25 protein-coding genes and 1 tRNA gene are annotated in these 25,024 nt (G+C 57.0%); 15 read left to right on the top strand and 11 right to left on the bottom strand.

Annotated elements, in window-relative coordinates:
- Positions 1-100 precede the first annotated feature (100 nt).
- Complete coding sequence (locus CRO62_RS18765; protein ID WP_003514571.1) at positions 101-550, bottom strand: DoxX family protein; 450 nt, start codon at positions 548-550, stop codon at positions 101-103.
- Positions 551-695: 145 nt separating this feature from the next.
- On the opposite strand from CRO62_RS18765, the gene CRO62_RS18760 reads away from it, so the two are divergent.
- Positions 696-1,001, top strand: a complete 306-nt coding sequence (locus CRO62_RS18760; protein WP_097101150.1) for a SelT/SelW/SelH family protein — start codon at positions 696-698, stop codon at positions 999-1,001.
- Between the two features lie 120 nt (positions 1,002-1,121).
- Positions 1,122-1,208 (top strand) — tRNA-Leu (locus tag CRO62_RS18755).
- A gap of 240 nt (positions 1,209-1,448) precedes the next feature.
- On the opposite strand, the gene CRO62_RS18750 is transcribed toward CRO62_RS18755, so the two are convergent.
- Entirely contained in the window at positions 1,449-1,832 is a 384-nt protein-coding gene (locus tag CRO62_RS18750; protein ID WP_046205577.1) for a pilus assembly protein N-terminal domain-containing protein, read from the bottom strand.
- 445 nt (positions 1,833-2,277) lie between these two features.
- On the opposite strand from CRO62_RS18750, the gene CRO62_RS18740 reads away from it, so the two are divergent.
- The 9 genes from CRO62_RS18740 (at position 2,278) to CRO62_RS18700 (ending at position 11,288) form a co-directional block, all read left to right on the top strand.
- Entirely contained in the window at positions 2,278-2,469 is a 192-nt protein-coding gene (locus tag CRO62_RS18740) for a Flp family type IVb pilin (RefSeq protein WP_097101149.1), read from the top strand.
- 97 nt (positions 2,470-2,566) lie between these two features.
- Complete coding sequence (locus CRO62_RS18735; RefSeq protein WP_097101148.1) at positions 2,567-3,079, top strand: prepilin peptidase; 513 nt, start codon at positions 2,567-2,569, stop codon at positions 3,077-3,079.
- A 126-nt stretch (positions 3,080-3,205) separates the two neighbouring features.
- The gene (gene cpaB / locus CRO62_RS18730) at positions 3,206-4,012 is read left to right on the top strand and encodes a Flp pilus assembly protein CpaB (RefSeq protein WP_097101147.1); all 807 of its coding nucleotides are present in this window, start codon (positions 3,206-3,208) and stop codon (positions 4,010-4,012) included.
- Entirely contained in the window at positions 4,009-5,592 is a 1,584-nt protein-coding gene (locus CRO62_RS18725; protein WP_097101146.1) for a type II and III secretion system protein family protein, read from the top strand. The genes cpaB and CRO62_RS18725 overlap by 4 nt, the downstream gene beginning before the upstream one ends.
- A 56-nt stretch (positions 5,593-5,648) precedes the next feature.
- Positions 5,649-6,341, top strand: a complete 693-nt coding sequence (locus tag CRO62_RS18720; protein ID WP_097101145.1) for a CpaD family pilus assembly protein — start codon at positions 5,649-5,651, stop codon at positions 6,339-6,341.
- Between the two features lie 34 nt (positions 6,342-6,375).
- Entirely contained in the window at positions 6,376-7,662 is a 1,287-nt protein-coding gene (locus CRO62_RS18715) for an AAA family ATPase (protein ID WP_097101144.1), read from the top strand.
- Positions 7,663-7,695: 33 nt separating this feature from the next.
- Positions 7,696-9,168: a CpaF family protein gene (locus CRO62_RS18710; protein WP_097101143.1), complete on the top strand. Its 1,473-nt coding sequence runs from the start codon at positions 7,696-7,698 to the stop codon at positions 9,166-9,168.
- 118 nt (positions 9,169-9,286) lie between these two features.
- Positions 9,287-10,291, top strand: a complete 1,005-nt coding sequence (locus CRO62_RS18705; protein ID WP_097101142.1) for a type II secretion system F family protein — start codon at positions 9,287-9,289, stop codon at positions 10,289-10,291.
- 10 nt (positions 10,292-10,301) lie between these two features.
- A complete protein-coding gene (locus tag CRO62_RS18700; protein WP_013635294.1) occupies positions 10,302-11,288 on the top strand; it encodes a type II secretion system F family protein in 987 nt (328 codons plus the stop codon).
- 98 nt (positions 11,289-11,386) lie between these two features.
- Here CRO62_RS18700 and CRO62_RS18695 read toward each other — a convergent pair whose 3' ends face one another.
- On the bottom strand, positions 11,387-12,211 hold the full coding sequence (locus CRO62_RS18695) for a tetratricopeptide repeat protein (RefSeq protein WP_065659772.1): 825 nt from the start codon (positions 12,209-12,211) through the stop codon (positions 11,387-11,389).
- Positions 12,212-12,353: 142 nt separating this feature from the next.
- Here CRO62_RS18695 and CRO62_RS18690 point away from each other — a divergent pair, with 142 nt between their 5' ends.
- Complete coding sequence (locus tag CRO62_RS18690) at positions 12,354-13,748, top strand: leucyl aminopeptidase (RefSeq protein WP_013635292.1); 1,395 nt, start codon at positions 12,354-12,356, stop codon at positions 13,746-13,748.
- Positions 13,749-13,812: 64 nt separating this feature from the next.
- On the opposite strand, the gene pncB is transcribed toward CRO62_RS18690, so the two are convergent.
- From pncB to CRO62_RS18650, 8 genes are all read right to left on the bottom strand, one after another.
- Entirely contained in the window at positions 13,813-15,117 is a 1,305-nt protein-coding gene (gene pncB, locus CRO62_RS18685; protein ID WP_003514549.1) for a nicotinate phosphoribosyltransferase, read from the bottom strand.
- A gap of 158 nt (positions 15,118-15,275) precedes the next feature.
- The gene (locus CRO62_RS18680; protein ID WP_179784570.1) at positions 15,276-15,662 is read right to left on the bottom strand and encodes a hypothetical protein; all 387 of its coding nucleotides are present in this window, start codon (positions 15,660-15,662) and stop codon (positions 15,276-15,278) included.
- Between the two features lie 68 nt (positions 15,663-15,730).
- A complete protein-coding gene (locus tag CRO62_RS18675) occupies positions 15,731-16,582 on the bottom strand; it encodes a C40 family peptidase (RefSeq protein ID WP_097101141.1) in 852 nt (283 codons plus the stop codon).
- A gap of 17 nt (positions 16,583-16,599) precedes the next feature.
- Positions 16,600-16,944 carry a MarR family winged helix-turn-helix transcriptional regulator gene (locus CRO62_RS18670; protein ID WP_003514544.1) on the bottom strand — a complete coding sequence of 115 codons (345 nt, stop codon included), beginning with the start codon at positions 16,942-16,944 and terminating at the stop codon, positions 16,600-16,602.
- A 368-nt stretch (positions 16,945-17,312) separates the two neighbouring features.
- Positions 17,313-18,419, bottom strand: coding sequence for a DUF475 domain-containing protein (locus CRO62_RS18665; protein WP_097101140.1), 1,107 nt, complete (start codon positions 18,417-18,419; stop codon positions 17,313-17,315).
- 307 nt (positions 18,420-18,726) lie between these two features.
- Positions 18,727-19,647, bottom strand: coding sequence for a DMT family transporter (locus CRO62_RS18660; protein ID WP_097101139.1), 921 nt, complete (start codon positions 19,645-19,647; stop codon positions 18,727-18,729).
- Positions 19,648-19,763: 116 nt separating this feature from the next.
- Positions 19,764-20,645 (bottom strand): LysR family transcriptional regulator, encoded by an 882-nt coding sequence (locus CRO62_RS18655; RefSeq protein WP_097101138.1) that lies wholly within the window; start codon positions 20,643-20,645, stop codon positions 19,764-19,766.
- Positions 20,642-20,956: a putative quinol monooxygenase gene (locus tag CRO62_RS18650; protein WP_013635289.1), complete on the bottom strand. Its 315-nt coding sequence runs from the start codon at positions 20,954-20,956 to the stop codon at positions 20,642-20,644. The genes CRO62_RS18655 and CRO62_RS18650 overlap by 4 nt, the downstream gene beginning before the upstream one ends.
- A gap of 175 nt (positions 20,957-21,131) precedes the next feature.
- Between CRO62_RS18650 and CRO62_RS18645 the strand changes: the two genes are divergently transcribed.
- From CRO62_RS18645 to CRO62_RS18635, 3 genes are all read left to right on the top strand, one after another.
- Positions 21,132-22,628, top strand: a complete 1,497-nt coding sequence (locus CRO62_RS18645) for a CoA-acylating methylmalonate-semialdehyde dehydrogenase (protein ID WP_097101137.1) — start codon at positions 21,132-21,134, stop codon at positions 22,626-22,628.
- Positions 22,629-22,858: 230 nt separating this feature from the next.
- Positions 22,859-23,929 carry a YjgN family protein gene (locus tag CRO62_RS18640; RefSeq protein WP_097101136.1) on the top strand — a complete coding sequence of 357 codons (1,071 nt, stop codon included), beginning with the start codon at positions 22,859-22,861 and terminating at the stop codon, positions 23,927-23,929.
- On the top strand, positions 23,919-24,989 hold the full coding sequence (locus CRO62_RS18635) for a M48 family metallopeptidase (RefSeq protein WP_097101135.1): 1,071 nt from the start codon (positions 23,919-23,921) through the stop codon (positions 24,987-24,989). The genes CRO62_RS18640 and CRO62_RS18635 overlap by 11 nt, the downstream gene beginning before the upstream one ends.
- Positions 24,990-25,024: the final 35 nt, after the last annotated feature.

The raw sequence follows: 25,024 nt of genomic DNA, 5'->3' as shown, positions 1-25,024 counted from the left end.
TGTCGCCGATCAAATTCAGCTTCACCACGAGAAAAACGGATTTTCAAGAGGCGCAATATCGTCGGCAAGGCAATAAGCGGACAAGCCGGCCTTGGGCATCTTAAAATTCCCGCGACAGCTTCGCGTCGACGGAATGCCGGTTGCCGCCGCGGACAGCGAAGAACAGGAAAATGGCTGCCCAGAGAACTGATTTTTCCGCGCCACCCAGACCTTCCGCCTTTACGATACCGTGAAAATAGACCGTTACCAAAAGCACGATCATTGCAGCAAAGGAAGCCGGCCGCGTGAACAGCCCAATGGCCACGAGAATTCCACCGAAAAATTCGGTGGCGGCCAGGAGAGGTGACCAGAATACACCCGGATAAAAACCGAGGCTCTCCACCATGCCGACAGCCCCGAACGGATTGGCGATCTTGCCGAAGCCGTGGGTGACAAGAAGAAGCCCGGCCACGACGCGCAGAACGGTCTCCACCAGATCATGTGTCGAATTATAAAGAGGTGCGACCGCCGGAACGAAAAGACGCTGACGATTATTGTCGAACTGGGCCATGGGATCTCCGCGTTTTAGCCTTCGATGGCTTATCTGTTCGCAAAGCAGCATGATAAGAACAAGCATGCCGCAGGTAAAAACATGAGTATTATAGTTGACATTATCGTGAGCATTATTGTCACCGGGCGCTGAAGGAGACGTGACCATGGCCGAGACCAAGCCCCGCATAACCATCCGCTACTGCACGCAATGCAACTGGTTGCTTCGTGCGGGATGGATGGCGCAGGAGATTTTGCAAACCTTCGCTTCTGATATCGGCGAAGTCAGCCTCATTCCCTCAACGGGTGGCCTGTTCGAGATCACCGCAGATGGCGAAACCATATGGGAGCGCAAGCGCGATGGCGGTTTCCCCGGTCCAAAAGAGCTCAAACAGAGAATCCGCGATGTCATCGACCCGGAACGTGACCTCGGTCATGTCGACAGGACGAAGCATGAAGAGCTCGACAATTGACGCGGCAACATGTTTCAACAGCGTCTAACCAAGTTTTTTCCCTTTAAAATCAATGATCGTCATAAAAGTTCAAAAAGTCTGTTGACACCGGGCGGCTGCCCTCGTACATCGCTCTCCGTCGCCCAGATGGCGGAATTGGTAGACGCGCCAGCTTCAGGTGCTGGTACTCGCAAGGGTGTGGAGGTTCGAGTCCTCTTCTGGGCACCATTCCATTTTTGATCTTAGCCAGATCAAACACTTAGACGAAAAAACAGCAACATTCAGTCCTCTTGCAAAACGCAGGGGAAGATGTTGCGGTTTTTCGTTTGGCTGGCGATCAACCCCGATTTTTCCCATAAAAATGCTATCTAGGATGAGTGCTAAGCCTTTGTCACTTCGACAAAATGCCAGCCATTCCCGCGCGCGGAATTCCGATATCTTCAGACCTGGTATTGGGTTGCAGTTCGCTTAAGGCTGGGCGTCTTTGTCGCCACTGTTTTGCGAATGCTGTTCGCAATTCGGCGTACAGGAAAGCACGGTCCGTTCCGTCTGGCGGAAAACGCGAACCGTATTGCCTTCATCGATGGAGACGAGAATGCGCTCATCGACGATCGGATTGCCCTCGGCATCGAGAAGAACAAGATTCGTCGTACCGAAACTCCGCCCGGTCAGCACGATCGTGGTCGCATCTGCCACCGTCGCATCGGCGACTTTCGAGTTGCCGACAATAACCTTGCTCACGGGGCGGTCGAGGCGAAGTACACGGGCGTGGTTCATCGAAACGCGCAATATGTCTTCCTGAGCAAAAACGGGCTGTAACGAACCCGATAGGATGACGGACAAGCCGACCACGATTTTCGCCAGTTTTCCGGATGACACGCGTTTCGCCCTTATTCACTATCCGCACTTACTGTGGAGCAGAATGCGCGTTTTTAGTGAATGAAGCGTTAAATAATAGAGGCCCGTAGTGTGAACGGTAACCATGCCTGACATGGCAATATTTTCGAGGCTCTCGCTGTCCCGCACCAAAACTGAACATCTATGTCCCACCTGGAGGACACTTTGCTGGAAATAAGAAACTGACAGTCTCTGTAATATATTTGTTTATCAGCAACTATAAAAATAGAGACAATACTTTTTTGTTTTGTTTACCAAGAGAAATTCATCCTGCCGTTTACTTTGGATTAATCCTCTTCTTTAAGCGCTTGGAAATCGCTCACCTGTAATTTGAACGCAACCGAACAACGGAAAACAGTTGTCGGCGTGCTGAACACAACACAAGAGTTAGGAGAGACCCATGACCAAGATTTTCGCTCGCTTCCTGAAGGATGAGTCCGGCGCCACGGCAATTGAATACGGCCTGATCGCAGCGCTTATTTCTGTTGCCATCATCGGCGGTGCCACGACACTCGGCGGCCAGCTTAAAGACACCTTTGCTTTCATCGCCAAGAAGTTTACGGACTCCAAGGCAGCTACCGGCGGCGTCTGATTATAAATGCATAATGCAGGTGATGCGACGTATCGCGTGGACATCACCTGCATTTGCTAGCTTCTGTAAAATTTATCTCAGCAAAGGTCAGCCACCTATGGTTGTCGCAGCGATTTTCTTAATTCTTCCGCTTTGCCTGAGTTTTGCTGCGATAAACGATCTTTTCAGCATGACGATCCCTAACGTGATAACCGTCGTGCTGTTGTTATCTTTTGCTTTAGTCGCGCCTTTTACGGGTATGGATTTACAGACCTTTGGCTTAAGTTTGGCCGGAGGAATACTTGTTTTTATGGCATGTTTCACGCTCTTCGCCGCGAATGTCATGGGCGGAGGCGACGCTAAGTTGTTGACTGGTGCGGCCGTGTGGTATGGGTTCAACATCTCGCTCATAGAATTTCTGCTCGCGGTAACCCTGTTTGGTGGTGTGTTAACTGTCGGGATCCTGCTTCTTCGAGCACGCTCGCAAGAAATTATGGCTATCGGCATTCCAATCCCGGACTCCCTGATGGTGGCTCAGAAAATTCCATACGGTGTTGGTATCGCCGCTGCCGGGCTTTTGACCTATGGGGAAACTCCTCTTGTAAAAGCAGCAATCGCCAGCCTTTATTGACCGGATACTTTAATATCCGAAATTAGTAATCTATTAAGCACAAATCCAGGCGAAATATTAACCATAATTATACCAATCACGCGCCATCCTGACGGGAGAAAAATCTGATTCCCTCAAGGATCGAGCATGAAACCGTCGCGTATCGTCATTCTGTCAGTTGCCCTGGTCGCCGCCGGTCTTGCCGGCATCGTTGCCATGCAGATTTCCGGCGCGAAGCAGGTCATCGAAAAAGCGGAAACGATCATAGAGAAGGAACCGACGGTTAACGTTCTCGTTTCCTCGGTCAACCTACCCGTCGGCAGCCGCCTGAACGATAGTTCGGTGCACTGGACGCCCTGGCCCACTGGTAACGTCATCGACAGCTTCATAACGGAAGCGAAAAACCCGAACGCCATAACCGAACTATCCGGCGCTGTCGTGCGGCTGCCTTTGTTTCAGGGCGAGCCGGTACGGCCTGAAAAAGTGGTCGATTCCAGCACCCGCATCATGTCCTCGCTCTTGCCAGCCGGCAAACGCGCCGTCGCCACGGAAATTTCCGTCTCGACAGGTGCTGGCGGTTTCGTGCTGCCGAATGACCGGGTCGATGTCATCATGGTCCGCAAGGGCGATTCAGGCCATTTTTTGACTGAAAATGTTTTGAACAATGTCCGTGTTCTGGCGATCGACCAGCAGATCAAGGAAGGCGAGGACGGCACCTCAGCCGTCGTGGGTGCAACCGCAACGCTCGAACTCACACCCGAACAGGCCAAAATCATCACCGTGGCGCAACAAATGGCGGATCGCCTTACGCTGGCTTTGCGCTCAGTCGCCGATGCGCAGGAAAACGACACGCTTTCAGCAGGTTACCTTCTCAACGGCGGCTCCGGGCAGCCGGAGATTCAGGTGATCAAATCCGGTTCGATCGTCAAAACCGGACAGGGAGCATCGCAATGACCGGGGGTTCCATGGCAAAGCGCATTAAACAACACCTGCGTTCCTCAATGGCGGGCAGCCTTGCATTTTGCCTGGCTTTTTCAGGTATTCCGGGTCAGCACTCACCTGCGTTTTTGCGTATCAGCGAAGCCGAGGCTCAAAGCGCGAGCATCGTGCGGATCACCGAAAGCGGCACTGGCATTCGCAAGCGCCTGAAGCTCGGTCTCAACAAGGCACTGGTCATCGATCTGCCGGAGGATGCCCATGATATTCTCGTCGCCGATCCGAGCCTTGCCGATGCCGTAACGCGCACGTCCAAGCGCATCTACCTGTTCGGGAAAACGGTGGGCCAGACCAATATCTTCATTTTCGGGAATGGCGGGCGCGAAATCGTCAGCCTAGATCTTGAGGTCGAGCGCGACATCTCCGGGCTTGAGGCCAATATCCGCCGTTTCATTCCCGAATCGGACATCAAGGTAGAGATCGTTTCGGACAACATCGTTCTCACTGGGTCAGTGCGCACGCCGCAGGATTCGGCACGCGCTGTCCAGCTTGCCGAAGCATTCCTGAAAGGCGGCGAAGCCACTACTCGCAACATATCGCTGACGGGCGGCAACAATGGCGGTGACGCGGCGATTTTTGCCGAAAACCGCCAGACATCGCAGATCGTCAATATGCTGACGATTGAGGGCGAAGATCAGGTGACGCTGAAAGTCACCGTTGCTGAAGTTAGCCGGCAGGTGCTGAAACAGCTTGGCTTCAATGGTTCCATCAGCAGCTCGACAAGCAATAACGGTTTCGAATTTTCAAATCCGTCCAATCTCGGAAATGCAATCAGCGGTGCGTCGCGAATAGCCAGTGGCGCGATTGGCTCCGGCTCGCTCAACTTTGCTTCCTATCTCAACGCCATGGAACAGGCGGGTGTCGTGCGCACTCTGGCCGAACCGAGTCTTACCGCCATCTCCGGCGAACAGGCCAAGTTCTACGTGGGGGGCGATTTCCGTCTGCCTGCAGAGCAGGAAGTTACCATCGACAAGGAAACGGGCCAGCCAACCATAACGCGTACCACCAACACGGTCGACTACGGCATCACCTTGAACTTCAGGCCCGTCGTGCTTTCACCGGGACGGATCAGCCTTAAAATCGAGACCAATGTTTCTGAGCCGACATATGAAGGCAACGTTGTAACCGGAAACGCGGGCCGCACCATCCCAGGTTCTACCTACATGTCGATCCGCAAACGCGAGACATCGACAACAGTCGAACTTCCATCCGGCGGCTCGATTGTGATCGCAGGTCTGGTTCAGGACAATATTCGCCAGGCCATGTCAGGACTTCCAGGCATCTCCAAAGTGCCGATCTTCGGCACGCTTTTTCGCAGCAAGGATTTCATTCGCAACGAGACAGAGCTTGTCATCATAGCAACGCCCTATCTGGTACGTCCCGTTGCGCGCAACCAGATCGCCCGGCCGGATGACAACTTCAACCCGGAAAACGATGCCGCCATGTATTTCATGAACCGTGTCAACAAGGTCTATGGCCGCAAGGACCAGGTTCAGGCGGCTCCCTATCAGGGATCAGTGGGGTTCATCTACAAATGACGAAACGCGCACGAAATCTCGTCCTCAGAGCAAGCCCGGTCCGGGCAGGAAACGCCATGCAGGAAAACCCTTCCTCCTTTTCCTCAAGCCTGCCGGGCCGACGGGCAGGTCTCGTCGCCATGGTGGCGCTTGCCGCCGGCCTGTTGCAAGGTTGCGCACGCGACCCGATGACGACCAACGCCATTCCCGACGACTACCGCACGCGCCATCCGATCACCCTGTCGGAAGCCGAGCATTCGCTGGATATTCCGGTATCAGCAGGCGATAGCCGGCTGACCACGGCAATGGCGGATAATGTCCGTGGTTTCGCCCAGAATTACGCCTCGATGTCGACCGGTATCGTCAATATCCAGATGCCATCGGGATCAGCCAACTCGGCAGCGGCTTCAAAAATGGCGAGACAAATCCGCTCCGCGCTTTCCGGCGCTGGTGTGCCCTCGGGCAAGATCATGGAAACACGTTACGCTGCATCCCCGAATGGCGACGCCGCCCCCATTCGACTGAGCTATGTAGCCGTTACCGCCATGACCGGGCAATGCGGCCAATGGCCCGAAGACCTTTCCGACAATACCTTTGCCAACAAGAACTGGTACAATTTCGGATGTGCTTCCCAGAGCAATCTCGCGGCACAGGTTGCCAACCCCATGGATCTTGTTGGTCCGCGTGGCATGAGCCCGATCGACGCGGAGCGCCGAGCGGTGGTGATTGACGCCTATCGCAGCGGCAAAAACACGGCGACGTCAAATTGACGCGGTTCCAACAATTGTCAGGGCAGGAAAGACGATGAGCGCTGTAGAATACGATATCAAGTCAAGCGGCGACGCGGAAGCCGAACAGCCGGCGCCGCGTGCCTCGGATATGGATCGCCTGCGGCCCCTGCCCCGCATATCCGTCCATGCCTTCTGCGTCAGCGAAAACATGCAGCGCGTAATGGATGCCTTGTCCAGTGACAGGCGCATGAGCAAGGTCACCCTGCGGGTAACCAAGGGCGACATCAACGCGGCGGCGACGATGTTTTCCGCCTCACCAACGCCCAACCTCATCGTTCTCGAAACAGCAAGCTCACCGGCTTCGCTGCTGGATGATCTCGCGCCTCTGGCAGAGGTTTGCGACCCCACCACCCGTGTCATCATCGTTGGCCGGCACAACGACATAACGCTTTATCGCGATCTCATCCGCAACGGCATTTCCGAATATCTCGTCGCTCCGATCAACATGGCCGATCTGTTGGCCTCGATCGCGACGATCTTCGTTGATCCGGAAGCGGAGCCGCTCGGTCGCAACATCGCCTTCATCGGTGCCAAAGGCGGGGTGGGCTCGTCGACTATCGCGCATAATTGCGCCTTCGGCATCTCTACCCTCTTCTCCACTGAAACCATTCTGGCGGATATGGATCTTGCCTATGGCACGGCCAACATCGATTTCGATCAGGATCCCGCTCAGGGCATGGCGGAAGCGGTGTTTTCGCCGGAACGACTGGACGAGGTGTTCCTCGACCGTCTGCTGACGAAATGTTCCGACCACCTCTCACTTTTGGCCGCACCCTCTCTTCTCGACAGGACCTATGATCTCGATCGTCAGGCGTTTCTGCCGATTCTTGAGGTCCTGCAGCGCAGTGCGCCTGTCGCGGTTCTCGACCTTCCCCACCAATGGTGTGACTGGACGCGGGCAGTGCTTGCGGAAGCCGACGAGGTGGTCATTACGGCGGTTCCGGATCTCGCAAATCTGCGTAATACGAAGAACCTGTTCGACGCGCTGATAAAACTTAGACCCAACGACAAGTTACCGCATCTCGTTCTCAATCAGGTCGGCATGCCGAAACGCCCGGAGATCGCCCCTGCGGATTTTCTCGACCCACTGGAAATCGAGCCGGTTGCCATCATTCCGTTCGACACCCAGCTGTTCGGAAATGCAGCCAACAGCGGACGCATGATCAGCGAGATGGACGAAAAATCCCAGATCGCGGAAACGTTCTCGCAAATTGCCCATACCATTACAGGCCGTACCGTTCTGCGCAAAAACAAGCGCGGCGGTCTGGACAAGCTCAAGAATATTCTCAAGCGCAAATAGGCTCCCTTTCTGGGCCTTTAGACGGAAACGCCGATGTTCGGAAAACGCGGGCCAGAAGGCCCAGCCAGAACCACAAAGCCGGATTTTGTCGCGCCTGCCATACAGCAGGTGAAGGCAACACCTGAGCCCCGGTCTCTGGCGATCGACACTTTGGAGCCCGGCCAATCGCCTGCAACGCGGCAGGCGCAATCTCCCATGCAATCGCCGCAGAAAAAGCGTGCCCGCACGGAAGATTATTACAATACCAAGGGCCAGGTCTTTTCCGCGCTCATCGATACGATCGACCTTTCGCAGCTCGCCAAGCTCGACGCGGAGAGCGCGCGCGAGGAAATTCGTGATATCGTCAACGATATCATCACGATCAAGAATTTCGCCATGTCAATCGCCGAGCAGGAAGAGCTGCTGGAAGACATTTGCAACGACGTTCTTGGTTATGGGCCGCTGGAGCCGCTTCTCGCACGCGATGATATTGCCGATATCATGGTCAACGGTTCCGGCCAGACCTTCATCGAAGTCGGCGGCAAGACCATCGAATCCGACATACGGTTCCGTGACAATGGTCAATTGCTTTCCATCTGCCAGCGCATCGTAAGCCAGGTCGGCCGACGCGTGGACGAATCGAGCCCGATATGCGACGCCCGCTTACCCGATGGATCGCGTGTCAACGTCATCGCACCACCGCTCGCCATCGATGGTCCGGCGCTTACGATCCGAAAATTCAAGAAGGACAAGCTCACGCTAGACCAACTGGTGCGTTTCGGCGCGATCACGCCTGAAGGCGCGACCCTGCTCAAGATCATCGGCCGCGTCCGCTGCAATGTCGTCATCTCTGGTGGTACCGGCTCGGGCAAGACCACGCTTCTCAATTGCCTTACGAGCTTCATCGACAAGGATGAACGCGTCATCACCTGTGAGGACACCGCCGAACTACAACTGCAGCAACCGCATGTGGTGCGGCTGGAAACGCGCCCGCCGAACATCGAAGGTGAAGGCGAGATCACCATGCGTGATCTGATCAAGAACTGCCTTCGTATGCGGCCTGAACGTATCATCGTCGGCGAAGTGCGTGGACCGGAGGTTTTCGACCTTCTTCAGGCGATGAACACCGGCCATGATGGATCGATGGGAACGCTTCACGCCAATACGCCGCGGGAATGCCTCAGCCGTATCGAATCGATGATCGCCATGGGGGGGTTTACCCTGCCGGCAAAGACGGTACGCGAAATCATCTCGGGCTCTATCGATATCGTCATTCAGGCCCAGCGCCTTCGCGACGGCTCACGCCGGATAACGCAGATCACCGAAGTGATCGGCATGGAAGGCGACGTCATCGTGACCCAGGATCTGATGCGATACGAAATAGACGGCGAAGACGCGCACGGTAAGCTGATCGGCAAGCACGTCTCAACGGGCATCAGCAAACCCCATTTCTGGGATCGCGCGCGCTATTATGGCGAGGAAAAACGCCTGGCCACCGCGCTCGACGAGATGGAAAAGACATCCTAGAGCACGTCCTGTTTAAACGGAATCGTCTAACGTGCTCTAACTCTTTGTTTCTACGAATTTTCCGGACGGAAAACCACTACGCAATTTTACTGGAAATGCTCTAAGGAAGGCGACTGCCATGGACCCCACAATCCTGCTACTGGCCGCACTTGTCGCTATTTCGGCAGGGGCGCTTGCTTATGCTTTCCTCTTCCAGCAGATCGAGGTCGAGAAAAAGACCACCAGTCGCTTCAAGCGGGTCAAGGCCGCCGAAACGGATCACGCCAACATCAAGGCCGCGCGGGACCGGGTTCAGGAACTTGGCAAACGCCGCAAGTCCATGCAGGACAGCCTGCGGGAAATGGAAAAGAAACAAAGCGAAAAGGCAAAGAAAGCAAAGAATGTCGGTTTGCGCGAAAAGCTGGTTCAGGCAGGACTGCAACTTTCTGTCCGGCAGTTCCACCTTCTGAGTGCAGGCGCGGCTGCTTTCTCCGTCGTCATTGCGCTTCTTTATGGCCTGTCGATGCTTATCGCTCTGCTCATAGGAGCCGTCGTGGCCTTGGGACTGCCGCGATGGGTATTGGCATTTATACTCAAGCGCCGGCAGAAAAAATTCCTCGAGGAATTTCCAAATGCGCTGGATGTCATGTGCCGGTCGATCAAATCCGGATTGCCGCTCAACGACGCCGTGCGACTGATCGCGTCGGACGGACAGGAACCGGTGAAAACGGAGTTCCAGCGCGTCGTCGACGCGCAGCAGGTCGGCATCGGCATTCCGCAGGGGATCGAGCGCATGATGCTGACCGTGCCGCTTTTCGAAGTCAGCTTCTTCAGCACCGTCATCAACATTCAGGCGCAGGCGGGCGGCAACCTTTCGGAGGCTCTTTCCAACCTTTCGAAAGTTCTGCGTGAACGCAGGAAAATGCGTGCCAAAGTCAACGCGTTATCGATGGAGGCGAAGGCCTCGGCGGTTATTATTGGCGCGCTGCCTTTCATCGTCATGCTGCTGGTGCACTTCACCTCGCCCGACTATCTGTCGGTGCTCTTCACCGACATGCGTGGGCACATCATTCTGGGGGTGTCGGGATTATGGATGCTGATCGGGATTTTCATCATGCGCCAAATGATCAATTTCGACATATGAGGGTACGACCATGACAGGAAGCCTCTTTTCCAGCCTGACGGACCCGCAAACGATCATTGCCATTCTCGTCACCCTTGCGGTTTTCGCAACCCTTTATACGCTCATCATGCCGCTCTTCGAGCGAAAAGACTTCGCCAAGCGCATGAAAGCCGTGTCATCGGAGCGCGATCTCATTCGCAGCCGCGAGCGTGAGCGCTTGGCCGCCGCCACGAGGGACGGCAAGGCCTCCCTGCGTGGCAATAATAATAAATCAGCGCGACGCATCGTCGAAAAATTCAACCTTCAGGAAGCGCTTGCCGACAAGAACACGATGAACAAGCTGCGCGCTGCGGGTTTTCGTTCACAGAATGCGCTCAACACATTTCTTGCCGCCCGGTTCGTGCTGCCATTCGTTTTTCTGGCCCTGGCATTTACCTGGGTTTTCGTTCTCGGAAACCTCGCCGATAAGGCTTTCGTCGTCCGGCTGATGGCAGTGCTCATTTTTGGTTATCTGGGTTTTTACGCACCCAATATCTATGTTTCCAACGCCATGAACAAACGGCAGGCCTCGATCAGGCGCGCTTGGCCGGATGCGCTTGATCTGATGCTGATCTGCATCGAATCCGGTGTGTCCATGGAGGCCGCGATGCGTCGTGTTGCGGAAGAAATGGGTGAGCAGTCGCCCGAACTGGCGGAGGAAATGATGCTGACGACAGCGGAACTTTCCTTCCTTCAGGACCGGCGCATCGCACTTGAGAATTTTGGCATGCGCACGCAGCTGGACGGCGTCAAAAGCGTAGTGCAAGCGCTTATCCAGGCGGAACGATACGGCACGCCATTGGCTCAGGCGCTGCGCGTTCTGGCCCAGGAAGGTCGCGACGAGCGGATGAACGAGGCCGAAAAGAAGGCCGCCGCACTGCCGCCAAAGCTGACCGTGCCGATGATCATTTTTTTCCTGCCGGTGCTCATCGCAGTCATTCTCGGACCAGCCGGCATTCGCGTCGCCGATACGTTCTGACACGCTAAACGCGCCCGCACTGTAGGCGGTAGCGCGTGATGAGGCGGAACTGTGAAATTATCTGCGATCTGGCATTGATGGACGTGCCTGAACCCGCATCAGCCTGCTGGCTTGTTGTCCTTCTTCGCCAGTTGCTGCCAGGAATTCTGCTGCGACAGCATTGCACGCAGATAACCGAGATTTGCCTGCGCCTGCTGTGGCGAAAGCTCCTGAACCGCGATGCGCTCAGCCTCGGCAAACCGTCCCTGAAGACCCACCACGAGCGCGAGGTTCTGGCGAACGCGGCTGTCGGCGCCCGGCTGGGCGATGGCCGATTGCAGATATGTCTCGGCGGTGCGGGGATCGCTCGAAAGGACATAGGACATGCCAAGGTTCGAGAGCACACTCGGATCGTTCGGTTTGAGATCGAGTGCCTGTCTGTATTTGGTGCGGGCCTCGTTCGACCTGCCAAGCTGGTCGAGCACGGCACCTTCGGCAGAATAGAGCCGCCAGTCTGGACGATCAGGCGTCTGCGCTCTCTGGATGGTTGAAAGGGCCTGTTCGAGCTGGCCTGATGCTGCCTGCGCCTTGCCATAGGCGGCAAGCACCTCGCGGTCTGCCGGATTGGCGATGGCGATCTGCTGCATGACGGCGAGCGCCTGCGTGTTCTTGCCGGTCATCATCAGCACGTTGGCATAATTCATGCCGACGGACCTGTCCTTGGGGCTGCGTTCATAGGCCTTGCCGGCCGTCTCTTCCGCCTGCCGGAGCTGGTCCATGTTCATGTGGTCATAGGAGCGTGTGGCCGCAGGAATGGAGCCGGTGGACATGCGATCCGGCTTGTTGGTGCTTGCGCATCCGGAAACGGCAAAAACCAGCGCTGCGAGACATGCTCCGCGCAGTAACCCTGTCCGACCTGTCTCGCTCAAAGAAAAAGCAGTCATGGCAGTGCCCCCGCCCAAGAATTATCGATCTTGCGCCCGACATACGACAGACTCACATGACGCAACTTTCGCTTAAGCAATAATCTGTTAACCCTAACAGAGCGTTAATCGCACCGATTCTCGACAGTTACGAAAGCAGACCATGGCGCCCTATCAGTTCATCGAACGCCCGACACCTTTCAGCTCCAAGGCTGGCAGCACCCTGCCGGTTTTCGCCGTGACGCCAGCCCATATCGAACAGGGTGCCATCGATCCTGTTGCTCTGGACTGGGCGAAAAAAGCGGGTTTCAAGGCCGAAGCAGGCGCCGTATTGCTTGTTCCCTCTTCCGATGGTTCGCTGGGTGGCGTTCTTCTCGGCCTTGGCGGCAATCCCTCCGAAATCCCGTTCATAACCGGAAAACTGGCCCGCGAGCTGCCCGAAGGCGAGTGGCATATTGAAACCGCGCCATTGACGGCCAATCGGCTGGCGCTCGGTTTCGGCCTCGGCAGCTACCGCTTCGACAAATACAAGACAACCAAAACCAGCGGGGCAAAGCTTCTCATTCCGCAGGATGCCGAAGATGGCGAGATCAAGCGCGTTCTGGCCGGCGTCTTCCTCGCCCGCGATCTCATCAATGTTCCGGCCAACGATATGGGACCGGACGAGCTTGAGATCGCCTTCCGCAGCCTTGCCGCACACTACAAGGCAAAGGTGGGCGTCATTACCGGCGACGATCTGCTGAAGGAAAACTTCCCGCTCATCCATGCCGTCGGCCGCGCCAGCGAAAGCGCACCGCGCCTTCTGGAAATGAACTGGGGCAAGAAGGGAAATCCGCGCCTGACCCTCGTTGGCAAAGGTGTCTGCTTCGATACTGGTGGTCTCGATATCAAGCCAGCCGCCTCCATGGCGCTGATGAAGAAGGACATGGGTGGTGCGGCCAATGTTCTCGGTCTCGCGCTGATGATCATGGACGCGAAACTGCCGGTCAATCTTCGCGTCCTCGTGCCCGCCGTCGAAAACTCCATTTCCGCCAACGCCTTCCGTCCCGGTGACATCTACAGGAGCCGCAAGGGCCTGACGGTACAGATCGACAATACGGATGCAGAAGGCCGTCTCGTTCTGGCCGATGCGCTGGCCTATGCCGACGAGGATGCGCCGGACCTGATGATCGACATGGCAACGCTCACGGGTGCCGCCCGCGTTGCTCTCGGCCCGGATCTGCCGCCCTTCTATACCGATGACGACGATCTGGCCCACGATATCGCGGAAGCCAGCATCGATACCGACGATCCCCTGTGGCGCATGCCGCTCTACATGGGGTACGACAAGGATATCCGCTCACGCGCGGCCGATATCACCAACGCGCCATCAGGCGGCATGGCAGGATCGATAACCGCCGCTTTGTTCCTGAAGCGTTTCGTCACCAATACGAAAAAATGGGCACATTTCGATATTTACGGCTGGTCCTTGAGCGAAAGGCACCACTCATCGATCGGCGGCGAGGCTCAAGGTATCAGAGCACTCTTCCATTACATCACACACCAGTTTGCGAAGTAAGTCGGTACCACGGTTGATCTAACTGGCCCACGGGCGCTTCGTTAAGCGGAGCGCCCGGCCTTAATCAAACCAGAACCTTCTGTTCCTTGAGATCTTCCTCACCAAAGAACTTCAGATAACGCTCCACCTCGGATCGTTCGCCTGTCGCTTTTTGCGGATTATCGGAGAGTTTCACGGCTGGCCGACCATTGGCGTCGCTGACCTTGCAGACGATGGAGATCGGCTTCAAGCTGGCGATGGTCTTCGGCGCGCAACCGGCGAAATCATTGGTCAGATTGGTGCCCCAGCCGAAGCTCATGCGCACCCGGCCTTCGAAATGCCTGTATGTATCGACGATGGCATCGACATCGAGACCATCTGAGAAAATCAGCATCTTCTTGCGGGGGTCACGGCCCATCTTCTGCCACCACTCGATGATCTTTTCCCCGCCTTCGATCGGCGGCGCGCTGTCGGGACGGAAGCCCGTCCAGTCCGCCACCCATTCCGGCGCATTGCGCAGGAAGGCCGCCGTGCCAAAAGCATCGGGCAGCACGATCAGCAGGTTGCCGCCGTAAAGCCGGTTCCAGTCCTTCAGAACCTGATATGGCGCTGCGGCCAGTTCCTCGTTGGTCTGCGCCAGCGCCGCAACCACCATCGGCAATTCATGCGCATTGGTGCCGACCGCCTCGAGGTCGGAATCCATGGCGAGAAGGACATTGCTCGTGCCGGTGAAGGCAGGGCCGATGCCTTCCTTCAGCGCCTCGACGCACCAGCGCTGCCACAGAAAACTGTGGCGGCGGCGGGTGCCGAAATCGGAAATGCGCAGGCCGGGCAGTTCCCGCAACCGTTCGACCTTTTCCCACATCTTGGCCTTTGCGCGGGCGTAGAGAACATCCAGCGTGAAATAACCAAGCGAGCGCATTGCGCTGCGCGAGCGTAGCTCATTGATGATCGCCAGCGCCGGGATTTCCCAGAGTGTCGTATCCATCCAGCGGCCGTGGAAATTCAGCTCATATTGCCCGTCGCGCTTGAAAAGCTCGTATTCGGGCAATTGGTAGCTCGAAAGCCAGGAGAGGAATTCCGGCTCGAAGATTTGCGAGCGGCCGTAGAAGGTGTTACCCGCAAGCCAGATGTTCTCCTTCTTGGAGAGGCGCAGGGTACGCGCGTGATCGAGCTGCTCGCGCAGTTCCATCTCGTCGATCTCTTCGGCCAACCGCACCGTCTTCGTGCGGTTGATGAGCGAAAACGTCGCGTCGACTTCCGGATAGAGTTTCCAGATCATCTGCAACATCAGCAGCTTGTAGAAATCCGTATCGATCAGGCTGCGGACGATCGGATCGAGTTTCCAGGTGTGATTGTGGACACGGGTTGCTATATCGGTCTTCGTCATGCTTGCATTCCCCAGCATCGGCCCAGAACATCGGCAGGGCCGACGTCACCCCGCACCTCGGCAGGTATTATCAACCTGTCATGTCAAAGATTTATCTGAAAAAGCAACAACAAGTCCAGAGTGCGGGCGGCGCAAACGCCGCTTTAAGTCATATTACTTCAGAAGGTCGGGTCGACAGGATTGATGCCAGGATACCAGTCCTTGGAGATGGGATTTCTGCCACCGAAGCTGGAGATACCGTTCTCATCGGTGCAGCGATAGCCCTGAACCGGCAGACCGCGGCTACCGAAAACATCCCGGTATGGGCCGCGGGCATATCCAGTTACACCAAGTTCGCTATGGCAATTGTAACGCACCCTAGGCTGTAGCGTTCGCGGGTCCTTGACACCAGGCAGGTTCGCATAGGCATCTGGAGCCGGGGCAAAACCATTCTGAAAAACGGTCTGCGCCTGCGCGGAAGCGCTCATTAACACCGCTGCCAAGATCGCTGCCAATCGTGTTGCCATTTTTGTCTTCATCGATGCCGGTCCCGTACGATCATTCATCCGATGTAGGCTTTCGGCTGTGGTCGCACAAAGGGCGAGGCAGGCACAATTTCGTGAAAGCCGCCGCCTCAGCCTTCCAGACGCCGGAAAGCCGTCGGCTTTTCGTAAAGCCAGCCGATGCGCTCGATGGCCTCATTGAGATTTTCGCGTGCAACATTCATCGTGTGGCCATTGGCGTGCAGCAGCGTCTCTTCGTTTTCCATGAGGCCGACATGGCCCTTCCAGAAAACCAGATCGCCGCGGCGCAATTCATCACGTTCTATTTCCACGCCGAGCGATTTCACCTGCATGTCTGTATCGCGCAGAACCCGTCGGCCCGTCATCGCCATGGACAATTGCACGAGGCCCGAGCAATCGATGCCGAAGCCGGAGCGGCCGCCCCAGAGATAAGGTGTCGCGATAAAGCGCAAGGCCACCGCAACATAGTCCTCTTCGAGAGCGGCATCGGCTGGTCGGCAATGGGCGGCGATTATGCCCTCGCCTTTTTCGGTCAGCAGATAGCGGGTGCCGCGTGTCTCGGCCTCACCAACGATCCGGACCATGCTGCCCATGGAAATGGCTGCGACCGGCGGTTTGCGCAATTCGGCGGAAGGATAGAGGAAGGTGCGTGGCGCAACCACCTGGTGGGTAACGGCAACGACATCGCCGATTGCCGTCTCCGGCACGTAACCGGCATAACCATCCGCATCCGCCTGCACCCAGGCCCAGCCATTCGCCCGGTCGAAAATGCGCACGGTTTCACCAAACAGCAGCTCCGTATCGATGCCGGCGGCAAGGTCAGGCGTTGGCCGCAGGCCAATAACCGGAACCGCGATCTGGGCGGGCGAACCGCTGACGAAACGCTCGGCCTGAACCACGCCTTGCAGTTTCTCATCGGCCAGATCGGAGCGGAAGACATTCAGGCGGCGGTCGAGCATCATGGTTTCACATCCAGAGGTTAGATCTTGCGTGCCTGATCAATAATCAGATCGCCGAATTTTTCCAGATAGAGCGCACCTGCCACGGTGCGTTTTATCACGACATTGCGCTTGTCCCGTTCGTCCCGCACCCTGTCAACCAGCCCGAGCGCCCCCAGGCTGTCGAGTGCGCGGGTGATGACCGGTTTGGTCACGCCCAGCAAGGCAGCGAGGCCCCGGACGGTATGTGGCGGCGGCACGAGGTATATCTGCAGCAGGATTGTAGTCTGGCGCAAGGTCAAATCCGGCGCATCGGCCGTGACCTGCGCCGCAGATACGCGATGCCAAAGCCCCAAGGCCTCCGTAGGCGAAAGTTCTGCAGGCAAACCGGTAACCTTCCAGTCGTTATCCCACCGTTTTCATTCAACGGAGCGGAAAACTCAAGAAGCATACCGCACAAACAGAACCGCCGCGCCTTCGCAGACCATAAAAGATCGCGCGGCGCGGCGGTGTTGTTTAAACCCGTTTTTCGGGCCTTTACTGTCCCCTCTGGACTTGCAAGATGAGATGCAGGAAGCGTGCCAGTTTTACTGCAGTGCACAAATACGAGCAAAAACAGATGCTTGAGGTACGATTCCGATATTATGTTCAAATTTTCCGCAAGGCGGGAATAGCAACAAAAACAGGCAATCAGCAATTCAGTGCTTAAAAACTGCCTTCCGCCATAACAGCGGAAGGCTGGGATCGGGATGGATCAGATTTCCGCGCCGCGTGCGGCATCGGTCGCATCTGCATTGTGCCGCCGGTTATGTCGGATCGACGACCAGAGCGAAATGCCGATCAGGGTCGCGCCACCAAGGCCGGTAATGACCTCCGGAATGTGGAACATCGTCTGCACGTACATGATGACGGACAGGATGAGGATCGCGTAGAAAGCGCCGTGTTCCAGATAGCGGTATTCGGCAAGCGTTCCCTTTTCCACCAGCATGATCGTCATCGAGCGCACGTACATGGCGCCGATACCGAGGCCGATGGCGATGATGAACAGGTTCTGCGTCAGCGCAAAAGCACCGATGACGCCATCAAAGGAGAAGCTTGCATCGAGCACTTCGAGATAGAGAAACGCACCGAAGCCGCCTTTTGCAGCGCCTTCGAGCACTTCCTGGCTACGATCGAGAATACCGCCGACGACTTCCACCAGCAGGAAGGTCAAAAGACCCCAGATTGCCGCATGGAAAAAGGTGTTGGCCGCAACCGGACCAAGCTCCGGATTGTCGCTGGCGCCGATGATACGAGAGAAGGCCAGCATGACGACCAGCACGAAGGCGATCTCGATGCCCTTGACGGAGGAATAGACCGCAGCCTTTTCCTCGATCCAGCGCACCCAGTGCACGTCCTTTTCATGGTCGAAGAAGAAGTTGAGACCGACCATCATCAGGAAGGTACCGCCGAAAGCAGCGATCGGCAGATGGGCGTCACGCATGATTTCTGCATAACGTTCCGGCTGCGTGGCCGCCATGACGAGCGCCGTCCAGGGGCCGACATTGGCGGCAACGACCACGATCAGCAGCGGGAAGACGATACGCATGCCGAAAACGGCAATCAGAATACCCCAGGTCAGGAAGCGATGCTGCCAGACCGGCGTCATCTCTTTCAGCTTGTTGGCGTTGACGATGGCGTTGTCGAAGGAAAGCGAAATTTCCAGCACGGCAAGCACCGCGCAAATGAAGAAGATCGTCGCTGTTCCACTGACAGTTCCGGTCATTTCCCAGCCGAGATAGCCGCCAAGGATCAGACCGACGATGGTGACGATAAAAGCCCACTTGAAGTAGGAAAGTGTGGTTTTCTGGGTGGCGCTCATGTCCGGTTACCTCCGGTAACAAGAGCGATTGCGGAACGACGCAGGACGTCGGGCCGCACGCAGAAAGCACGCGCGCGAAGCACATTCAGGTTTTTCATAGTTTTTAATCCGCCGGCCAATTTTTGCAGGCGGTACCGACATCACGAGAGCGCCGTAAAACTCTCGCCAGAGGGGCCCGGCACCTTTGTTTCCTCTGCCCTTGCGAGACATATGATCGCAGGACCTTCTCTTACTCCTCGAAGATCACCTCTTCGTCAAGTCCCGTGATGATTTCGGCGGCAACATCACGGGTAAACAGAGGAAATGTCTAGTCCGCAGCCAGTATATCCACCTTTTCGCGACCGCGTTTGAGCGTATTTTCACGGAAGAAAATATAAAGGCCGGAAAGAACGATCAGGCCCGCACCGACGACGATACTGGTCTGCGGCACATCCCCGAAGAACAGCCAGCCAAAGACCACCGCCCAGAGCAGCAATGTGTATTGCAGCGGCGCGACGGTCGCGGCGTCCGCGAGCTTCAGAGCGCGGTTGACCAGCACATGCGCCGCCATGGCGACCACGCCGAGCAGGCCGAGGAACGCGAGATCGAAACCAGACTGGACAGGCAACCAGCCCGACGGCGTGACGAACACCGCAACGACGCCCGCAAGCCCCGCACCGATGATCTGCCAGAAAGCGAGCACCGTATCGGGCGTGTTGCGCAGTTGGCGTCCGGACAACATCATGAAGGCGAAGGCGGCGCTGCCGAGAATGGAAAACAGTGCGGCCGAGGTGAGGCTTGCCGAGCTTGGCTGCAAGGCAATGAGAACACCGACGAAACCAATGGCGATGGCCGTCCAGCGACGCCAGCCGACCTTTTCTCCCAGGAGAAACGGCGATAGAGCCGCCACATAAATGGGGGCGGCGAGCCAATAGGTCATCACGTCTGCCAGCGGCAGGGCAGCGACTGCGAAATAGAAACAGAAAAGCTCGGCGGTGGAGAAGAATACGCGCGCCACCTGAAGAGACGGTCGCTCGATTTTCATGAGGCCGGAAAGACCTCCTTTCCACACGATCGGAACCAGAATGACAAGGGCAGCGACGCTGCGGATGAGGATCACCTGCCCCTGGCTGTAGGTCGAAACCAGCCATTTCCCCATGGCGTCGTTCAACGCGAAAAGCAGCATTCCAAGCAGCATGACGGCCACGCCGAGGCCAGTCGGCGAAAGCTTTCGTAATATATTCGGCATGTCAGGTTCCGTTCTCTCCCAATGGCTGCATTGGTCGTTCAGCCAGCCCTCCTTTGTCAAGCCCGGAGCGGGAGGACTCGCGCATTAATAATACTAATAAATCGGCAATTTCGATGTCACGCGAACATGCGCCTCTCTTCCGCAACGAGTTCCTGGAGAAAATCGACCACCGTGCGCACGCGGACCAACTGACGGGCGGATTCGTGATAGGCCGTCCAATAGGACCGGCTTATGCCCATATGCGGCATGATCCGCAGAAGTTCGGGATATTGTCCGGCAATGTAATTGTGCAGGATGCCGATGCCGGCGCCCGAGCGCACCGCCTCGGTCTGACCGGTGGCGCTAGAGATTTCAAAGGCGGCGTCCCAGTCGCGCATGATCTCGCCGGTATAGTTCAGAGAAGGCGAGAAGATCAGGTCCTCGACGTAGCCGATGCGCCGATGGCGCTTGAGTGTTTCCACATCCGCCGGCGTTCCGTATTCGGAGAGATAGGACTTGGATGCGTAAAGCCCCAGCGAATAGTCGGTGAGCTTGGAAAACATCAGCCTACCCTGTTCCGGCCGCTCTATGGTGATGGCGATATCGGCCTCGCGCTGTGACAGGGAAAAGGAGCGCGGCACCGGCACGAGCTGGATTTTCAGGTCGGGAAAACGCGCGGTCAGCCGGCCAAGCCGTGGCGCAAGAAAAGAAACCCCGAGACCATCGGGCGCGCCGATGCGCACCGTTCCCGCCACTGCCGTATCGACGCGACCGAGATTTGCCTGCGCATTCAGCATTTCGGTTTCCATGCGCTCGGCGGCGCCCAAAAACAGCTGACCTTCTTCGGTCAGTTCGCAACCGTTCGTCCGGCGAATAAATAATTGGGTTTTCAGTGCCTGCTCCAGCGACGTCAATCGCCGCGAAAGCGTTGCGTGGTTAAGTCCGAGCCGTTTCGATGCGGCAAGGATCTGCCCGGAGCGGGCAACGGCGAGGAAGATGCGGACGTCATCCCAATTCATGGTTTGCTGCGCAGCATTATGGGTTCGACGTCAAGCAAGGTCAGCGACGTCACCATTCCTGCCACGCCCTCTTTGTATTTCAGGAAATGCGGCGTTTGCAGATGCGCTTCATATGCCGCCCGGTCCGCGTAAACTTCGAGGATGCGAATCTTTTCCGGGCTGCCTTTGATTGCCACCGCATTTAATGCAAGCACACCAATTTCCAGGCTGACCGAAGCTTCGATCTCTTCTGCAAGCAGTCTGCGATAGGCATCCAGCTGGGTTGGATCGATTTCGATTTCAGCCATCCGCACGACCGGTTCATCGCTCATCAAGCTTCTGACCTTCTGTTGACCGGCGAACGTGTCGGTGTCGGAAATCCGCCGCCACCCTCAAAATGCTCGCCTTGCTTCAATTTACGCACAACGGTTTCTTATCTGAGTTCATTGATTTGTACAAATTCAAGTGCAATGCTGCACCCATCAAAAAATCGCGGAGGAAAGCCCCATGAGGGAAATCGGTCATTTCATCAACGGCAAGCATGTGTCCGGCACCAGTGGCCGCACGTCTAACGTCTACAACCCGGCAACCGGCGAAGTGCAGGCGACTGTCGCGCTTGCCAGCGACGCCGAGCTGCGCGCTGCCGTGGAAAGCGCAAAAGCGGCACAGCCGAAGTGGGCCGCCACCAACCCGCAGCGCCGCGCCCGCGTTTTCTTCAAGTTCGTCGAACTTCTGAACCGCGACATGAATGAGCTGGCGGTGCTGCTCTCCAGCGAGCACGGAAAGACCGTTGAAGATTCCAAGGGCGATATCGTGCGCGGCCTCGAAGTCTGCGAATTCGTCTGCGGCATTCCGCATCTGCAGAAGGGTGAGTTCACCGAGGGCGCAGGTCCCGCCATCGACATGTATTCGATCCGCCAGCCGGTCGGCATCGGTGCGGGCATCACGCCGTTCAACTTCCCCGGCATGATCCCGATGTGGATGTTTGCGCCGGCAATCGCCTGCGGCAACGCCTTTATTCTAAAGCCTTCCGAGCGCGATCCGTCCCTGCCGATCCGCCTTGCCGAACTGATGATCGAGGCAGGTCTTCCGGCCGGCATCCTCAACGTCGTCAATGGTGACAAGGCCGCTGTCGACGCCATCCTGACCGATCCGGATATTGGCGCGGTTTCCTTCGTCGGTTCCACGCCGATTGCCCGCTACGTCTACGGCACCGCCGCCATGAACGGCAAGCGCGCGCAGTGCTTCGGCGGCGCGAAGAACCACATGATCATCATGCCGGATGCCGATCTTGATCAGGCCGTGAACGCCTTGATGGGCGCTGGTTACGGTTCGGCCGGCGAACGCTGCATGGCCGTTTCCGTTGCGGTTCCGGTTGGCGAAGAGACGGCGAACCGTCTCGTTGAAAAGCTCATCCCGCAGATCGAAGCGCTGAAGATTGGCCCTTACACCGACGACAAGGCCGATATGGGCCCGCTCGTTACCAAGGAAGCCCAGACGCGCGTCAGGGGACTGATCGACAGCGGTGTCGAGCAGGGCGCGAAACTGCTGGTCGATGGCCGCGACTTCAAGCTGCAGGGCTATGAAGACGGCTATTTCGTTGGCGGCTGCCTGTTCGACCACGTCACCCCTGACATGGACATCTACAAGACGGAAATCTTCGGACCGGTTCTCTCCGTCGTTCGCGCCAAGAACTACGAAGACGCGCTGGAACTGCCGATGAAGCATGAATATGGCAACGGTGTTGCGATCTACACCCGTGACGGCGACGCCGCCCGCGACTTCGCAAGCCGCATCAATATCGGCATGATCGGCATCAACGTTCCGATCCCGGTTCCGCTCGCATACCATTCCTTCGGCGGCTGGAAGGCTTCCAGCTTCGGCGATCTCAACCAGCACGGCACGGATTCGATCAAGTTCTGGACGAAGACCAAGACGATCACCTCGCGCTGGCCGTCCGGCATCAAGTCGGGTGCCGAATTCGTCATGCCGACGATGAAATAAACTGGAGCAACCCGCGATCTTACAAAAAGCCCCGCTGTTTTCACAGCGGGGCTTTTTTGGTTAAAAAGATAACCAGAAATATCAAGTTTTCTTCTGTCAAAATAATTCCACTTAAAGCTGTTATCGCGTAAGAGTCCGCTGCGGCGTGGGGACGCTGCCAAACCGACGAATAACGGGGAAGCTTGCAAACTCAATCTGCCCGGAGAGGGGCATGCCATGAGGGACTATTTATGAGTGACATCTCTGTCAACGCGGATCAGCGCGCGATCGAACGTGGCTCTTTCAGCGGAAATGCCAAGGAGTATTTCGGCATCTGGATCGTCAATATTCTACTGACGATCATAACGATCGGCATTTACTCCGCCTGGGCGAAGGTACGCCGCAAGCGTTATTTCAACGGCAATACCGTACTCGCCGGCCGCGCCTTCGGCTATCACGCCACCGGCGGACAAATCTTCAAAGGTCGCCTGATCGCCTTTGCCTTCATCGTCATCTCGCAACTTGTCGGCCTCATCCACCCGTTCCTGGTTTTCGTGCCGGCGATCCTGCTTCTGATCTTCTTTCCCTGGCTCATTACACGCAGCATCAGATTCAATGCGCGGGTGACGAGCTATCGTAACGTGCGTTTTGATTTTGTCGGTACGGCCGGTGGCGCTTTCGTCTCCATTCTGCTCGGCGGCCTCGTTGCGCTCTTTTCCTTCGGGATTCTGGCGCCTCTGGCCAGCCGCTGGGCGAACCGCTACATTTTCAGCAACCTGCATTATGGCGATCGTCCGTTCACCGCCGATCCGAAGATCGGCGCGCTCTACCGGGTCTGGATCATTCCCGCCATCATGGTCGTGATCGGCAGCATCTTGGTCGGCTTTTTCGGCATTGCCGCCTTTGCCGCCAACAGCGCGATGCTTGAAGATGAGACGGCTGCCATGGTAACCGCGCTTGCCTCCCTCTATATCGGCCTTTTTGGCGCGTTTCTGGTCTACGGTCTTGCCGGCGTGGTCTATCGCACTGGCGTGCGCAACGTCGTCATCTCGTCCATGCTGCTTGATGGAAAGCACGAATTGCGCAGCGACCTTCATCGGGGCCGATATCTGTGGATCGTCATTTCCAACCTGATCGTCACCGTTTTCACCTTTGGCCTGATGCGGCCGTGGGCTGCGGTACGTGAAGCGCGCTACACCGTCGAGCGCACGGCAATCCGTTTCAACGGCGATGTGGGCGAAGTGCTCTCATCGATGGAGGCGACGGGCGCTGCCGTCAGCGCCGAATATATGGATATGGAAGGTTTCGAATTTGGTTTCTGATACCGGAGAAACCGTTTCGGGCGAGTGGCATGCCGCTCGCTCAAACCTTTCGAGCGCCGCCAGATTAAAACTTGGCGGCACAGTCCTTCTCGTGCTCGACGCGAAGGACAACCATGTCAGAACGCAGGCCGAGATAAAAACTGTCGAGATCAGCCATCGGGTCGGGGCCATTCCCCGCGAGCTGCATTTTCCTGACGGCTCCCTGTTTGAAACACGCGACAATGACGGCGTGGACCGGCTGCTCGGCAGGCACATCACGAGACGTGCCGGCTTTGTTCATTGGCTGGAACAATTTCGCCCGCGGCTGGTCGGCATCACGGCGGCGGCCGTTCTTCTGGCCTACGGCACCTACAAGCTGGCGCTTCCGGCGCTGGTGGAAGTGGCGGTTGCCGTGACCCCTCCGATCGTGCCGCAGGTCATGTCGGCCAGCACGCTGCAAGCCTTCGACAAAACGGTGTTTTCTGCAAGCACCCTGCCACAGGCGGAACAGGACGCGATCCGTTCGGACTTCGCCAGAATAGTCGCCCATGCGGAGGGCCCGCCCGAAGACTACAAGCTGAGTTTTCGTAGTGGCGGTTACATCGGTCCCAACGCTTTCGCGCTTCCGGACGGGACGCTCGTGCTGACCGACGAGCTGGTGAAGCTGGCTGGCGACGACAGGCAGATGATCATCGGCGTTCTCGCGCATGAAATCGGCCATGTCGAATATGAACACAGCCTACGGCAACTCTACCGCGCTGCCGGGGTCGCCGGTCTCGTCATGCTGATTGCCGGCGACGTCGGTTCGGCCATGGAAGACATTCTCACCCAGGGTGGCGGTCTTCTGGCGTTGTCGCATTCGCGTGATGCCGAACGTCAGGCCGACCAGCGCTCCGTGGAACTGATGCGCAAGGCCGGGCTGGATCCCACCGCAATCGAACGTTTCTTTGCACTGCTTGAGGACAAGCTGGGCGACAAGGGCGGCACCAGCATCGTGTCCACCCATCCCGGAACGCCGGAAAGGCGCAAGGCGATCATCGACTACAACGCGTTTCTGGACGAAAAACCGGCGGGCGATTGACCCGCCGGTATCCTAACCGGTCACAGGCGTGTAAA

This window comes from Rhizobium sp. AN6A (assembly GCF_900215635.1).
Lineage (GTDB): Bacteria > Pseudomonadota > Alphaproteobacteria > Rhizobiales > Rhizobiaceae > Agrobacterium > Agrobacterium tumefaciens.
This window is presented reverse-complemented; position numbering and strand designations above follow the sequence as displayed.

Excerpts from the sequence above, each read along its gene's own strand:
- CRO62_RS18695 (WP_065659772.1), bottom strand. The coding sequence starts at position 12,211 with ATGACTGCTTTTTCTTTGAGCGAGACAGGTCGGACAGGGTTACTGCGC.
- CRO62_RS18690 (WP_013635292.1), top strand. The coding sequence starts at position 12,354 with ATGGCGCCCTATCAGTTCATCGAACGCCCGACACCTTTCAGCTCCAAG.
- CRO62_RS18645 (WP_097101137.1), top strand. The coding sequence starts at position 21,132 with ATGAGGGAAATCGGTCATTTCATCAACGGCAAGCATGTGTCCGGCACC.
- CRO62_RS18710 (WP_097101143.1), top strand. The coding sequence starts at position 7,696 with ATGTTCGGAAAACGCGGGCCAGAAGGCCCAGCCAGAACCACAAAGCCG.
- CRO62_RS18655 (WP_097101138.1), bottom strand. The coding sequence starts at position 20,645 with ATGAATTGGGATGACGTCCGCATCTTCCTCGCCGTTGCCCGCTCCGGG.
- CRO62_RS18700 (WP_013635294.1), top strand. The coding sequence starts at position 10,302 with ATGACAGGAAGCCTCTTTTCCAGCCTGACGGACCCGCAAACGATCATT.
- CRO62_RS18640 (WP_097101136.1), top strand. The coding sequence starts at position 22,859 with ATGAGTGACATCTCTGTCAACGCGGATCAGCGCGCGATCGAACGTGGC.
- CRO62_RS18715 (WP_097101144.1), top strand. The coding sequence starts at position 6,376 with ATGAGCGCTGTAGAATACGATATCAAGTCAAGCGGCGACGCGGAAGCC.
- CRO62_RS18735 (WP_097101148.1), top strand. The coding sequence starts at position 2,567 with ATGGTTGTCGCAGCGATTTTCTTAATTCTTCCGCTTTGCCTGAGTTTT.
- pncB (WP_003514549.1), bottom strand. The coding sequence starts at position 15,117 with ATGACGAAGACCGATATAGCAACCCGTGTCCACAATCACACCTGGAAA.
- CRO62_RS18720 (WP_097101145.1), top strand. The coding sequence starts at position 5,649 with ATGCAGGAAAACCCTTCCTCCTTTTCCTCAAGCCTGCCGGGCCGACGG.
- CRO62_RS18760 (WP_097101150.1), top strand. The coding sequence starts at position 696 with ATGGCCGAGACCAAGCCCCGCATAACCATCCGCTACTGCACGCAATGC.
- CRO62_RS18665 (WP_097101140.1), bottom strand. The coding sequence starts at position 18,419 with ATGAGCGCCACCCAGAAAACCACACTTTCCTACTTCAAGTGGGCTTTT.
- CRO62_RS18725 (WP_097101146.1), top strand. The coding sequence starts at position 4,009 with ATGACCGGGGGTTCCATGGCAAAGCGCATTAAACAACACCTGCGTTCC.
- CRO62_RS18675 (WP_097101141.1), bottom strand. The coding sequence starts at position 16,582 with ATGATGCTCGACCGCCGCCTGAATGTCTTCCGCTCCGATCTGGCCGAT.
- cpaB (WP_097101147.1), top strand. The coding sequence starts at position 3,206 with ATGAAACCGTCGCGTATCGTCATTCTGTCAGTTGCCCTGGTCGCCGCC.
- CRO62_RS18680 (WP_179784570.1), bottom strand. The coding sequence starts at position 15,662 with ATGAATGATCGTACGGGACCGGCATCGATGAAGACAAAAATGGCAACA.
- CRO62_RS18765 (WP_003514571.1), bottom strand. The coding sequence starts at position 550 with ATGGCCCAGTTCGACAATAATCGTCAGCGTCTTTTCGTTCCGGCGGTC.
- CRO62_RS18650 (WP_013635289.1), bottom strand. The coding sequence starts at position 20,956 with ATGAGCGATGAACCGGTCGTGCGGATGGCTGAAATCGAAATCGATCCA.
- CRO62_RS18660 (WP_097101139.1), bottom strand. The coding sequence starts at position 19,647 with ATGCCGAATATATTACGAAAGCTTTCGCCGACTGGCCTCGGCGTGGCC.
- CRO62_RS18740 (WP_097101149.1), top strand. The coding sequence starts at position 2,278 with ATGACCAAGATTTTCGCTCGCTTCCTGAAGGATGAGTCCGGCGCCACG.
- CRO62_RS18705 (WP_097101142.1), top strand. The coding sequence starts at position 9,287 with ATGGACCCCACAATCCTGCTACTGGCCGCACTTGTCGCTATTTCGGCA.